Here is a 13,087-nt window from a genome sequence, read left to right as displayed (position 1 = left end):
CACTACTGAACAATTGAATGGATACAAAATAATAAAAGCATTCATAAAAAGACAATATTAAAATAGTAGCAACTAAATAAATATACTTTGTTATATTTTGAAAGAAATAATTCATGAATTCATTGTATCTTATTCTAATTAAAATAAATACTGTAGTAATTGGTCTGGTGTTTTTCGATGATAGTGATGGGAAAAAAAAGATTTGTTTATCTTTTTGATTTTAAAGTGGTATTTTTTTCACTAATCATTGTTGTAAAAAATGTTACATAACGAAAAGTCTATAAATCCAAATAAACATGATTTAATTTTCCTTCTCGATTCATATCAAGAAGGAAAATAGAGAAATATAAATGCTATATTAAGTGTTTTTTAATATGTTATTTAATGCTACGTGTTGTATTAGCATAATTGTCTTTCCATCGACAATTTCTCCATTTTTAATGGCTTGTAATGCCTTGGGGAATTCCCATTCTAAGACTTCAATATCCTCTCCTTCATCGGCAAGCCCACCTCCTGAATTTAAGCGATCTTGATCATGGTATTCAGCAATATAAAAGTACAGTTTTTCGGTCACTGAACCGGGGCTCATGTAGGCTTCAAAAATCTTTTCGATTTTTTGCACTTTAAAGCCAGTTTCTTCTTCCGCTTCTGCGATAATTCTTTCTTCAGGGGAGGCATTGTCTAGCAGACCCGCGGCCGCTTCGATAAGTAACTGATCATAGCCGTTGATATATAAAGGAAGGCGAAATTGGCGGATCAGCACTATGGTGTTTTTACTGCGGTTATAGAGCAAAATGACAGCGCCATTGCCTCTATCATAGGACTCGCGGCTCTGCTCTTGCCAGCTACCATCACTACGTTGCAGTTCATAAGTGTATTTTTTGAGGGTGTACCAATTATCAGAGAGTAACGTTTCACGGATATTGCGCACTTGGGGGTGTTTAGCGGACATGATATTACCTTGAAAATGAGGGTAATGATTAATCTAACATTATCGCCAGTGTCCGAAAATAAGAGTTTATGACAGTTTGTATGGTAAATATTTGGTTAACGAAGAGGGATTAAATCCCTCTTCGTATTTTGAAAGTATTACTGAATGATTTGGATTTGTTTTACGTCGATTTCGCGAGAGTTCCAGTCTTTATCAACTTTGCCGCGAATTTCTACTTTGTCTTTTGGTGTAACGTTTACACCGTTCCAGCGTTTTGGACTGATCTCAATATTGATAGTGCCAGTGCCATCAGTAAATTCATAATGTTTTGGGTCTAGCTGTTTAACGATGTTTCCACGCAAAATTACCCAGCTGTCATCTGATAATTCAAGCGCTTTGGCTACAGTGGTTTCGCCACTGTTCGGGCCATTAAAGCCACCTGCTTTGTTGGTTTGAGCTGATGAAGTTTGTGGTGCTGCTCCCGGTCCTTCAAATCCACCTGTTGCCGCAAATACAGGTGCAGAAGCAAGTGCAGCGATCATGGCAATAATAGGTAGTTTTTTCATCGTGGTTCTCTCCATTGATTGTCTAAATTTGTTTACAGGAGCTATTAAAACAAAAAGTTCTTAACAGGATCTTAAGAAGTCGCCACAAAAAAATAGTTTTGCAATTTAGCTAATTACGGCTGGTCATCGTGAAATTAATCGGATAAATATACTTTAAATGATTCGAGTGAAGGAGGACAGTCATGCGTATTTTGCTGATAGAAGATGACAGGTTAATTGGTGATGGTTTAAAGGTGGGTTTAAGCCAACTCGGTTTTACGATTGACTGGTTCACTGATGGTAAGCAAGGGCAAGTTGCGTTATTTGATGCGCCTTATGATGCTGTGATTTTAGATCTCTCATTACCGAGTTTAGATGGCATGGATATTTTAAAACATTGGCGCAAACAAGGGCGAGAAGAACCCGTTTTAATTTTGACAGCAAGGGATGCATTAGATCAGAGAGTGAATGGGTTACAACAAGGTGCCGATGATTATCTGTGCAAGCCTTTTGCATTAGTTGAAGTTGCCGCGCGTTTACAAGCCCTGATCCGTCGTCGTAGTGGTCAATTAACACCGACCTTGAAGCATGGTGAGGTTGAATTAGATCCAGTGGCAATGACGGTGACATGTCACGGTGAGATGGTTGAGCTTAAAAGTAAAGAGTTGGCGTTATTGTCTTTATTTTTACATAATCCAAATAAAGTCCTATCTCGGGCGCACATAGAAGAAAAACTGTATAACTGGGATGATGAAGTTTCAAGTAATGCAGTTGAAGTCCACATCCACCACCTACGCCGTAAGTTAGGTTCGAATTTTATTCGTACTGTCCATGGGGTTGGTTATCGTCTAGGTGAAAATACATGAAAACGTTTAGCTTACGCTTAAAATTAACCTTAATGTTATTGCTACTTGCGTTAATGACGTGGGGAACCGCGAGTTTGCTGGCGTGGCATCAAACCTATAAAACCATCAATGAATTATTTGATACTCAGCAGATGGTATTTGCAAAACGTTTATCTGTATTACCTTCTGATTTAGATTTTGCCGGATCTTCATTAGCCAAAACGAAAAAAACATTACGCAAAAATCGTGGTAATCAAGATGATGATGCGTTGGCCTTTGCTATTTTTAGTCAGCAAGGTGAAATGTTGCTGAATGATGGTGACAATGGGCGAAAAATTCCTTTTGACTTTCGCCGCGAAGGTTTTAGTGAAGGCAAAATGAAGGGCAGTGATGATGAATGGCGATTCGTTTGGTTAAAATCATCTGATGGGCAATACATTATTGCAGTAGGCCAAGAGTGGGAATATCGACAAGATATGGCGAAAGATATTATGGTCGCTCAATTTTTACCTTGGCTGATCGCACTGCCCATAATGTTAGTTTTATTTTTATGGTTATTGACTCGTGCGCTGCGTCCTTTGCACCAAGTGGCAGCTCAACTTTATCGGCGTCAGCCCAATGAGCTTGATGCGGTTAACGTAGAGCGATTACCCTCAGAAGTGAAGCCTTTGTTAGATGCTCTTAATAGCTTATTTGAGCGTATTCAAACCATGTTTACCCGAGAGCGGCAATTCACTTCTGATGCCGCACATGAATTGCGTAGCCCATTAGCAGCATTGAAAGTACAAGCTGAAGTGGTACAAATAGCAGGGCAAGATGCGGCGATCCGCCAACATGCAGTGGCTAATTTATCTGAAGGTATTGACCGAGCAACACGTCTTGTTGACCAATTGCTGACATTATCGCGATTAGAATCATTATCACAGCTTGATGATATCGAACAGTTGAAATGGTCTGCGTTGATTGAGTCATCAGTACAAGAAGTTGCTTCAGAAGCGAAAGCAGCACAAGCCACCGTTGAAATCTTAGTACTCAATGAACCCCTACCGATTATGGGGCAGCGATTATTACTCGCCATTTTGCTACGAAACCTGCTTCATAATGCCATTCGTTATGGCAAAACGGGTGGAAAGATAGATATTGAACTTAACCATAGCTATCTAGCGATTAAAGATGATGGAACAGGGGTTACAGAGGATGTTTTAGCACGATTAGGTGAACGCTTCTATCGACCTGCGGGGCAAGAAAAAACAGGGAGCGGCTTAGGGCTCTCTATTGCAAAACGCATTGCTGAGTTACATCACTTAAGGCTTGAATTTTCCAATAGTGAAGCGGGTGGGTTTTGTGTGAGGGTTATTTGGTAGCATGAAATTCTGTGAAGGGTGATTGAAATATGTATTAAAGAATAACTATATATTCAAATCAATGACCAATGATAAAAGTAGTTTTTTTATGCTGTATTGGTCTTATAAAATTTAATATCAATGTAGATAAAGCATGATATAACACTCCAACCTTAAGTTAAATCCGAAATATGATATGCAGGCTGGTTTTATTCTTTTTACTCTTATTTATTGTTATTTTAATTTTGAAATATTACTTTCATTATCGTTCAGAACCACAATTATTTAGAGTATATAATCATGCATATTAGTGTTTTCTATTATTTTAATTTCATATAATCATTCGTAATATTGATTCTAACGGTGAAAATATAATTCAGAATAACCGTCCATTTTTGAAAATACGATGCTCTAGTGCACAGCCATCGTGCACTAGAGATTAAATTATATTAATTACCTAATTCCGTTTTAATCAGCTCAATTACTTTATTTACTTCAGGTGCAGTGAGTGCACCATCTTTAAAATAAAGCACATTGCCTTGTTTATTCAATACGATAATTGCTGAGCTCTCAGGAGCAAGGCTCCAAGCTTTTTTCACAACACCATCGCTATCGACGATAAATTGTGAATAAGGGAACTCTTTTTTGCTGTCCTCAACGCTATTACTAACAAACACACCAGTACCAAAAATAGCATCATCGGCATTAATGATTGAAGTGGTTTGATAACGATCATGTGGGAAACTCGCTTTTTTGATCGCTTCAATCAAGGGGGCATTGAGTTCTTTTGCGGAGGAACGGCCGGCAATATGTTGAATTGTGCGGACTTTCCCCGGTAATTGCTGACTTTTCCATTCTTGATATGAAAATTTCCCTTCTTGACTTAGTAGCATTTCACCTTTGTCTGTAACCGCAACAGCTGGTACAGGTTGATTGATCTGGATTTGGTTTGCAAAAGCAGTCGATGATAAAGCCAATAAGCAAGCAAATAGAAAGCTCTTTTTAATCATTATATTACCTCATTTATTATTATTGCCACACGCCAAACGAGCAAAGTGTGACGGTGAAGTTATTAAGTCGTTACTGTTATAGCATAGCTCATCCGATGAGTTGTGAAATGAAAATTAACATTTTTGCAAAATTTAGCATAACTGCACAGTTTTTACGGGTATTTACCGTTAGTTAACAGTGTCATGTTCTGTAAATGAATTGAATAAAATTGCAATATTCGAACCAAACTAGACATTGATGGTCTATTATTAACGTGCGGTATGAGTGAACGAGTATCGTCAGACAAAAGGAAAGGAAAAGTTCTAATGAAAATATTTAACCGTTATAACCCATCCAAAATTGCACTCTACGTTAAAACGCTATTCCGTGGTCGCCTGTATATCAAAGACTTTGGCGCTTTTGAATTTAATTATGGCAAAATCCTACCACCAAAAGTGGGTGATAAGCGCCATTACAATGTAATGAGTGAGGTGAACAAACAAGTTCTGGTTTTACAAACTGAGTTGGGGTGATTGCTGTTGGCATCAATAGCTGTGATGTATTGCTATTGGGCTAAAAACAGCGCCACATAAAGTGGCGCATGAAAACGAAACGGCTTCGCTGTAAGGCATTAATCTTTGGTGTTTTTTGTTAGTTGTTCTGCGTTAGCCGTTTCCGTGTTGTTTGTTCCCGCCTGCACGACGACAGGTGCTGGTGGTGCCGTAAGGCGAGTCACAAGCAGCTGGTCAATTTTATAGTTATCAATATCGACCACTTCGAATTTATAACCCGCATACTTTACGTAGTCAGTACGCTTCGGCATCTTCCTCAAGCGGTACATCATAAAGCCTGCAATGGTTTCATAGTTGCTGAAATCAGGGAAATCATCAATATCAAGAATGCGTTGTACATCTTCAATCGGCGTGCCACCTTCTACCAACCATGAGTTTTCATCTCGTGTAACAATTTGCTCTTCTTGCCCAGGGCCGAGTAGATCGCCCATGAGTGTGATCATTACGTCATTAATCGTGATCACACCCATAACCATGGCATACTCGTTAAGAATAACAGCAAAATCAACCCCATTGGTTTTAAATGCCTCTAAGGTATCAGAGAGAGACAAGGTGTCAGGGATCATTAACGCATTCTGAATATGAACACCATCTTTTAAGTTTAGGCTTTGCCCATTTAGTACACGATTTAGAAGTACTTTCGAATCGACATAGCCAATCACATGGTCGATGTCACCATTACAGACCAAAAACTTCGAATGAGGTTCTGTGGAGATTTTGTGTTTGATACTGTCTTCAGATTCTTGCTTATCAAAGTAAATAATACTTTCACGTGGTGTCATCGCGGAAGGAACGGTACGAGACTCTAATTCAAACACGTTTTCAATCAGTTCATGTTCTTGCTTACGTAATACACCTGCAACCGCACCTGCTTCAACGACAGCAAAGATGTCATCAGAGGTAATGTCCTCGTTACGTGCTGTAGGTAATTTGAAAAGTTTGAAGATAAGGTTAGCAAGGCCATTAAAAAACCAGACGAATGGGCTAAGTACCGCAAGGCAAAAGCGCATTGGGTTGACAATATGAACCGCAATAGCTTCTGGTTTCACCATACCGATACGTTTAGGCGTCAAGTCCGCCACTAAGATGAATAGGCTAGTGACAATGGTGAATGACAGGATGGATGCTGTTTGCTGTGCCCAAATCGGCGATAGGAAGTTAATAAACAGTTCTTGCAGCGCTGGTGAAAATGCAGATTCGCCGACAATACCCGCTAAGATGGCGACAGCATTTAGGCCGATTTGTACTACCGTAAAAAATTTACCCGGCATTTCTTGTAATTTTAGAACGCGAGCGGCATTGATGTTGCCCTCATCGGCCATCAGTTTCAATTTAATGCGGCGGGAAGCTGCCAGTGAAATTTCTGACAACGAAAAAAATGCGCTAATTGCACATAATAAAAGAACGATCAGTAAACTATTAAGCATAAATTATCCAGATAATACCTTCAGGAACATCTGATCCATCGTAACGTTGGATCCCCTGAAGGTAACTGTCCTTACTACACAGATAAAAGTGGCGCGGAGTGCGCGAAAATTTGGTTAGTGGCGTTATTATAGCATTAGGTTAAATTATCTGCCTAGTTTATGTTCGGCGGCAAGCAAATACCAATTCCCCCCAATCCACAATAGCCCTCTGGATTCTTATGTAAGTATTGCTGATGGTAGTCTTCTGCAAAATAAAACTTATCCAATGGCGCAATTTCAGTGGTGATGGTGCGTGAGTCTTGTTGTGCCTTCATTGCTTGTTGATAGGCGCTTAGTGTGGCTTGTGCTTGTTGACACTGAGCATCAGAGACCGTATAGATCGCTGAACGGTATTGGGTACCAATATCTCCACCTTGGCGCATGCCTTGTGCAGGATCATGGTTCTCCCAAAATAGGGTTAATAAATCAGCATAGCTAATGACTTGTGGATCAAAAACAACACGAACAATTTCTGTGTGCCCCGTTAGACCTGTGCACACTTCTTCATAAGTTGGGTTAGGAGTGACCCCTCCACTGTAGCCTGCTGATGTTGAATATACCCCTTGCTGTTGCCAAAATAGTCTCTCTACACCCCAAAAACAGCCCATGGCAAAATACGCAATTTCGGCATTGTTCGGAATATTATCAATCGAATGATGGTTCACCGCATGATAAGGTGAATGGGGAATAGCGCTTTGTCTACCGGGTAGCGCTTGTGAAATACTCATTGGGTGTAACTTATTAGAAGACATAACGGATTCCTATGTGGGATGGCGTAAAATTTAGCTAAAAATTAGGATAAAAACTTGTATCTAACATTTATTTTACTCAAAATAAATTGATATTAAGTGTTTAGTCAAACTATCAATGATCTTAGGAGCGGGCGTGTCAAAATACCCTATCATCTGTTTTCTCTGCTTAACGGCGGCTGTGCCTGTAGCATATGGTGCAAATCTTCGCCTTAATATTGAAGGACTTGAAGGGCAAACAAATCAGAACGTCCGCGTTCAACTTTCTAATATTTCTCAAGATGAAGTGGTACCTAATGGTCGTTTTCGCGCTCGAGTTACCAAAGCTATCGAGGCTGGGTTAAGACCACTTGGCTATTATGAGCCAACGATTGAGTTTAGCTATCAAGAAAATAAGCCGCCAGCACGTTCGGTATTGACGGCGAAAGTCACTTTAGGTGAGCCAGTGACTGTGCAAGGGGTAAAAGTGGTATTAGAAGGGGGCGCAAAAACCGATCCTAACTATGCAAAAATGATTAAAAATAGCACCCCTAAAATTGGCACCATTCAAAATGATGGTGAATATGAAAGTTTTAAAGGCAAATTTAGCAGTTTAGCTATCCGCGAAGGTTATTTCGATGCCGTGATGGAAAAAAGCCAACTGGGTATTTCATTAGATCATCATGCGTCTTATTGGGATTTCGATTTTAATAGTGGTGAGCGTTATCGTTTTGGTGCAATTTCCTATGAAGGCTCACAAATTCGCTCTGATTACCTCAACAACTTAGCCCCTTTCAAAGAGGGTGAATATTATACCTCAGAGCAACTGGCTGAATTTAACCGCCGACTTGCAGAAACAGGTTGGTTTACATCTTCGATTGTCACACCAAATATTGCTAAAGCACGTGATAACCATACCGATATTTTGCCAATGGAAGGCGTGATGGTTCCTCGGGCAAAAAACTTTGTTGAGCTTGGTGGTGGTTATGCAACAGACGTTGGCCCTCGAGTAAAAGCAACATGGAACAAACCATGGGTCAACTCACGCGGGCAAAGTATTACATCCAGTATTAGTTTATCGCAGCCTGAACAAATTATTGATGCAAGCTATAAGATCCCTTTAAAAGTGAATCCACTTGAGCAGTATTATGCAGTGCAAGGGGGCTATAAGCGTACCAATTTAAACGATACAGAGTCAGATACAACGACCTTGAATGTGTCGCGTAACTGGGACTATTCAAGTGGTTGGCAGTATGGTGTCAATATGCGTTGGATGATGAGCCACTTTACACAGGCTGATGTCACTAATACTACTATGCTGCTTTATCCAGGGGCAAATGTGAGTCGAATTCGCCAGCGTGGTGGTGTGATGCCAAGTTGGGGGGATAGCCAGCGTTACTCTGTCGATTACTCTAACGAAATTTGGGGTTCCGATATTGATTTCCTTGTGCTGCAAACGAAACAAGTGTGGATCCGTTCCCCTTGGGAAGGTCATCGTTTTGTGGTCAGAGGGAACTTAGGTTGGATCGAAACTAATAGCTTCGACAAAGTACCACCTGATTTGCGTTTCTTCGCGGGTGGTGATGGTAGTGTACGTGGTTATGGATACCAAAAAATCTCACCAGAAGATAGCAAAGGCAAGCTGACAGGGGCATCAAAATTGGTGGTTGGCTCGGTCGAATATGATTATAACTTCACGGGTAATTGGTGGGGAGCTGCTTTCATTGACAGTGGTGAGGCGGTCAATGACATCAAGAAAAGTGATTTTAAAACGGGTGCGGGTGTTGGTATCCGTTGGGTTTCACCAGTAGGGCCGATCAAATTTGATCTAGCGACCCCGATTGGCGATCCTGATAACAATAAGATTCAATTCTATATCGGCTTGGGGACTGAACTATGAAATGGATGAAGTGGTTGAAATGGATAAGTCTCACCGTTTTATTAGTTTTGATCTTAGTTTTTGCTGCACTAGGTTGGGTACTGGGTACTCAATCGGGTCTACATTTTGCGTTAAATAGTGCAACGCGCTTCGTGCCTGGATTGGAAATTCGCTCGATTGAAGGGGATATTCGTGATCTGACCTTGGCAGGTGTTAAATATCAGATGCCGGGTGTGGATGTAAATGCAGAAAAACTCCATCTTGCCTTGCGGTTACGCTGTTTAACCAGTCGAGAGTTATGTATTGATGATCTTTCGACCGAAAATGTTGTGGTCGATGTTGATACTTCAAAAATGCCACCATCAGAAGAAACCCCACCTTCAGAGCCACTGACAGAGCTGAATGCACCACTAACGATTAGTCTAAATCAACTGCAATTAACATCAACTAAAGTCACTGTTGATGGTATGGCAATTGATTTAGCGAAATTCAAAACAGGTCTGCACTGGCAGAAAAAAGCGCTGACATTAGCACCGACTGACATTATTGATTTAGCGATTAATTTGCCCGTCAGCGAAGAGAAGCAGCCTGAACAGCCAGTGACAGAAACCCCAATTGGCGAAGAAAAATCGATTGGTGAAACACTAAAAGCGTTATTTGAGAAGCCATTATTGGCTGAATTACCTGACGTGATTTTGCCTGTAGATTTGGACGTTGAAGGGATCAATGGTTCGAATCTGCAACTTACCGGTGCGACAGAAGTTTCAATTAATCATTTGCGTTTGAAACTTTCCAATGATGGACAAAATGTTTTACTGAAACAGTTTACTGTTGATGCACCACAGGGCAATGTCGCTTTATCAGGTACGGCAACTTTAAAAGATAAGTGGCCTGTAGCGCTATCGATTACAGGAGAAAGCCGCCTTGATGATCTCAATGGTCAAAAAGTGGATTTATCACTGAAAGGTGGCCTGCTTGAAGAGCTAAAACTTGCGCTGAACCTTAGTGGGCCGATTAATGCAACCTTGAATGCCGAAACTGACCTTGGCCAAGCGGATTTACCTATCCTACTGACATTGGAAAGCCAAAAGTTAACGTGGCCGCTGGTAGGAGATGCGCAGTACCAATTAGATGGCACGCGTTTACGTTTGAACGGTCGCCCATCTGCTTACGATTTGTCATTACGTTCAGCAATAACAGGCCAAGAAATTCCACCATCCACCTTGATGTTAGATGCGAAAGGAAATGAAGAGCAAATTAACATTACCCGTTTACGTTTAGCTGCTCTGCAAGGTAATGCAGATATTACAGGGGTGGCGGATTGGAGCAAGGCAATCAGTTGGAATGCAGTACTAACATTATCAGGTATCAATACAGCGAAACAATGGCCTGAATGGCCAGCGAAGGTCGACGGTAAAATCGCGACACGAGGTAGTTTATACGGCGGCAGCTGGCAAATGCAAATCCCTGACATTTCCCTTGATGGCAATGTGAAAAATAATCAGTTAAAAGCACGCGGCCAAGCTTCTGGTAATGCGGCTGGGCAGTGGGATATACCTGAATTCAAACTTGCGTTAGGCAAAAATCAATTGGATGTGAAAGGGAGCCTTGCCGAAAAATGGAATTTAGATGCAAAAATTAATGCACCAGGGCTGGATGGTATTCTACCCGGCCTAGGCGGTGTGATTATTGGTGACGTTAAGTTACGAGGTGATCTCACTGCACCTGAGGTGGTTGCTGATTTAACCGCACGTGGTGTGAGATGGCAAAAAGATCTTGCGATTGATAATGTGGTTATCAAGGGCAACGTGGCTTCTGGCGAACAAATCAAAGGTGATTTGTCTGTTGTTGTGCGTCAGCTAAAACAAGGCGACATGATAGTCAGTAATCTGACATTAGATGCCAAAGGTAGTGAGAAAAAGCATACTTTAAAATTAGATGTTAAAGGTGAACCCGTTTCAGGGCATTTAACATTGGCGGGTGGGTTTGATCGTGAAACAGAGCAATGGAAAGGTAATCTAAGTAATACGCTGTTTGAAACCCCCGTTGGTGAGTGGCAGCTCAGTAAAGTCATGTCACTGGATTATGCTAATCAAACTCAAGAAGTGACGATTGGTACCCATTGCTGGGTCAATACCAATGCACGCCTTTGCGTTCCAAAACCAATTAAAGCAGGAAAAAGCGGTAGCGCAGATATTGTGCTAGAGCGTTTTGATCTAGCAATGTTGAAGCCTTTCTTGCCTGATGAAACGCGTGTTCGTGGTGTTTTCAGTGGTAAGGCTAACGTGGTATGGAAAGATAATGGTAGCTTGCCACAAGCCAAAGTGGATCTAAAAGGCGATGGTGTAAAAGCTGTTCAATTGGTTGATGGTACACGCTTACCATTGGAATTTGAAACATTGACATTGAACGCTGCATTACAAAATGGTAAAGCCAACCTGAATTGGTTATTTAAAATTGCCAACAATGGCCAATTGAAAGGTAATGTGCAAGTCTCTGATATTGAGAAAAAACGCCAGTTGTCAGGTAATGTTGAAATCAATTCGATTACCTTAGCCTTAATTAAACCACTGATTGGTGAAAAAGAAGTGGCTAATGGTGAATTAAATGCCAATTTACGCCTCGGTGGTACGGCCAATAGTCCATTACTTAATGGTAATTTGGCGCTCTCAGGGCTAGAAATAAAATCATCACTGATCCCATTTGATATCAAAAGTGGCAATTTAGGTATTGCTTTTAATGGCACCAGTTCTGTAATGAGTGGGCAAATTAATACTCCTGAGGGCTACTTAAACATTAACGGTGATGCAGATTGGCGTAAAGTAGATGCGTGGCGTGCGAAAGTGATGGCCGTGGGTAATAACCTGCGTGTCTCTATACCGCCGATGATCAAAGTGGATGTTCAGCCTGATATTGTATTTGAAGCTTCACCTTCATTATTGACGCTCAACGGCAGTGTAAATATTCCATGGGCGCGTATTACCGTTCAAGAGATCCCTGAATCAGCGGTAGGTGCATCTTCTGATGTCGTGATGTTAGACAGTAATCTGAAGCCTATTAATGAAACCAGTACACCAATTCCAATTCAAACCAATTTGGATATTAAGATTGGAAATGATGTACAGTTGGATGCTTTTGGTTTGAAAGCTCGCTTAACAGGTATGTTAAAAGTGCTGCAAAGCAAGCAGGGCTTGAGTCTTAATGGGCAAATTGATATCCCATCAGGGCGTTTCCATGCTTATGGGCAAGACTTAATTGTTCGTAAAGGGCAAATTCAGTTCTCTGGGCCACCGGAGCAACCTTTCTTGAATTTAGAGGCGATCCGTAATCCAGATAACACGGCTGATGGTGTTATTGCAGGGGTTAAAGTTACAGGACTTGCAGACAAACCGAAAGTCGAGATATTCTCTGAGCCAGCCAAAACTCAGCAAGAAGCATTATCCTATCTGTTACGCGGAGAAGGATTAGAAAGCGGAGATGCTAACGGTTCTCAAATGACCTCAATGCTAATCGGTCTCGGGGTGGCACAAAGTGGTCAACTTGTCGGTAAAATTGGTGAGACATTTGGGGTATCCGATCTGGCGCTCGATACCCAAGGGGTAGGTGATAAATCCCAAGTGGTGGTGAGCGGCAAAATTACTAATGACCTACAAATTAAGTATGGTGTTGGTATATTTGATTCATTGGCAACGCTAACATTACGTTATCGATTAATGCCTAAATTATATTTGGAAGCAGTGTCTGGTGTTAATCAGGCTCTTGATCTCCTTTACCAATTTGAGTTTTAG

10 protein-coding genes are annotated in these 13,087 nt (G+C 41.0%); 5 read left to right on the top strand and 5 right to left on the bottom strand.

Going from position 1 to position 13,087, the window contains the following annotated elements; genetic code table 11:
• Positions 1–358: 358 nt before the first annotated feature.
• Together AC3Z9T_RS12940 and AC3Z9T_RS12935 are read right to left on the bottom strand one after the other, a co-directional pair.
• Complete coding sequence (locus AC3Z9T_RS12940) at positions 359–952, bottom strand: GDP-mannose pyrophosphatase (protein ID WP_490126526.1); 594 nt, start codon at positions 950–952, stop codon at positions 359–361.
• A gap of 137 nt (positions 953–1,089) precedes the next feature.
• The gene (locus AC3Z9T_RS12935; protein WP_490126525.1) at positions 1,090–1,497 is read right to left on the bottom strand and encodes a YgiW/YdeI family stress tolerance OB fold protein; all 408 of its coding nucleotides are present in this window, start codon (positions 1,495–1,497) and stop codon (positions 1,090–1,092) included.
• A 182-nt stretch (positions 1,498–1,679) separates the two neighbouring features.
• Here AC3Z9T_RS12935 and qseB point away from each other — a divergent pair, with 182 nt between their 5' ends.
• Complete coding sequence (gene qseB / locus AC3Z9T_RS12930) at positions 1,680–2,342, top strand: quorum sensing response regulator transcription factor QseB (RefSeq protein ID WP_490126524.1); 663 nt, start codon at positions 1,680–1,682, stop codon at positions 2,340–2,342.
• Positions 2,339–3,685, top strand: coding sequence for a quorum sensing histidine kinase QseC (gene qseC / locus AC3Z9T_RS12925; protein ID WP_490126523.1), 1,347 nt, complete (start codon positions 2,339–2,341; stop codon positions 3,683–3,685). Before qseB ends, qseC begins: the two co-directional genes overlap by 4 nt.
• A 428-nt stretch (positions 3,686–4,113) precedes the next feature.
• On the opposite strand, the gene AC3Z9T_RS12920 is transcribed toward qseC, so the two are convergent.
• Positions 4,114–4,674 (bottom strand): YtfJ family protein, encoded by a 561-nt coding sequence (locus AC3Z9T_RS12920; protein ID WP_490126522.1) that lies wholly within the window; start codon positions 4,672–4,674, stop codon positions 4,114–4,116.
• 306 nt (positions 4,675–4,980) lie between these two features.
• Here AC3Z9T_RS12920 and AC3Z9T_RS12915 point away from each other — a divergent pair, with 306 nt between their 5' ends.
• A complete protein-coding gene (locus AC3Z9T_RS12915) occupies positions 4,981–5,187 on the top strand; it encodes a DUF1107 domain-containing protein (RefSeq protein ID WP_319067343.1) in 207 nt (68 codons plus the stop codon).
• A 98-nt stretch (positions 5,188–5,285) separates the two neighbouring features.
• Here AC3Z9T_RS12915 and paeA read toward each other — a convergent pair whose 3' ends face one another.
• Positions 5,286–6,653 carry a polyamine export protein PaeA gene (gene paeA / locus AC3Z9T_RS12910; RefSeq protein WP_490126521.1) on the bottom strand — a complete coding sequence of 456 codons (1,368 nt, stop codon included), beginning with the start codon at positions 6,651–6,653 and terminating at the stop codon, positions 5,286–5,288.
• A 152-nt stretch (positions 6,654–6,805) separates the two neighbouring features.
• Complete coding sequence (gene msrA / locus AC3Z9T_RS12905) at positions 6,806–7,444, bottom strand: peptide-methionine (S)-S-oxide reductase MsrA (protein ID WP_490126520.1); 639 nt, start codon at positions 7,442–7,444, stop codon at positions 6,806–6,808.
• Positions 7,445–7,577: 133 nt separating this feature from the next.
• On the opposite strand from msrA, the gene tamA reads away from it, so the two are divergent.
• Together tamA and tamB are read left to right on the top strand one after the other, a co-directional pair.
• Complete coding sequence (gene tamA, locus AC3Z9T_RS12900) at positions 7,578–9,320, top strand: autotransporter assembly complex protein TamA (protein ID WP_490126519.1); 1,743 nt, start codon at positions 7,578–7,580, stop codon at positions 9,318–9,320.
• On the top strand, positions 9,317–13,087 hold the full coding sequence (gene tamB / locus AC3Z9T_RS12895) for an autotransporter assembly complex protein TamB (protein ID WP_490126518.1): 3,771 nt from the start codon (positions 9,317–9,319) through the stop codon (positions 13,085–13,087). The genes tamA and tamB overlap by 4 nt, the downstream gene beginning before the upstream one ends.

It is taken from the genome of Providencia sp. 6390, from assembly GCF_058148425.1.
Note: the sequence above shows the minus strand (reverse complement) of the source record. Positions and strands in the feature narration are given on the sequence as shown.

Coding starts and splice junctions, on each gene's coding strand:
- AC3Z9T_RS12940 (WP_490126526.1), bottom strand. CDS start 952: ATGTCCGCTAAACACCCCCAAGTGCGCAATATCCGTGAAACGTTACTC.
- AC3Z9T_RS12935 (WP_490126525.1), bottom strand. CDS start 1,497: ATGAAAAAACTACCTATTATTGCCATGATCGCTGCACTTGCTTCTGCA.
- qseB (WP_490126524.1), top strand. CDS start 1,680: ATGCGTATTTTGCTGATAGAAGATGACAGGTTAATTGGTGATGGTTTA.
- qseC (WP_490126523.1), top strand. CDS start 2,339: ATGAAAACGTTTAGCTTACGCTTAAAATTAACCTTAATGTTATTGCTA.
- AC3Z9T_RS12920 (WP_490126522.1), bottom strand. CDS start 4,674: ATGATTAAAAAGAGCTTTCTATTTGCTTGCTTATTGGCTTTATCATCG.
- AC3Z9T_RS12915 (WP_319067343.1), top strand. CDS start 4,981: ATGAAAATATTTAACCGTTATAACCCATCCAAAATTGCACTCTACGTT.
- paeA (WP_490126521.1), bottom strand. CDS start 6,653: ATGCTTAATAGTTTACTGATCGTTCTTTTATTATGTGCAATTAGCGCA.
- msrA (WP_490126520.1), bottom strand. CDS start 7,444: ATGTCTTCTAATAAGTTACACCCAATGAGTATTTCACAAGCGCTACCC.
- tamB (WP_490126518.1), top strand. CDS start 9,317: ATGAAATGGATGAAGTGGTTGAAATGGATAAGTCTCACCGTTTTATTA.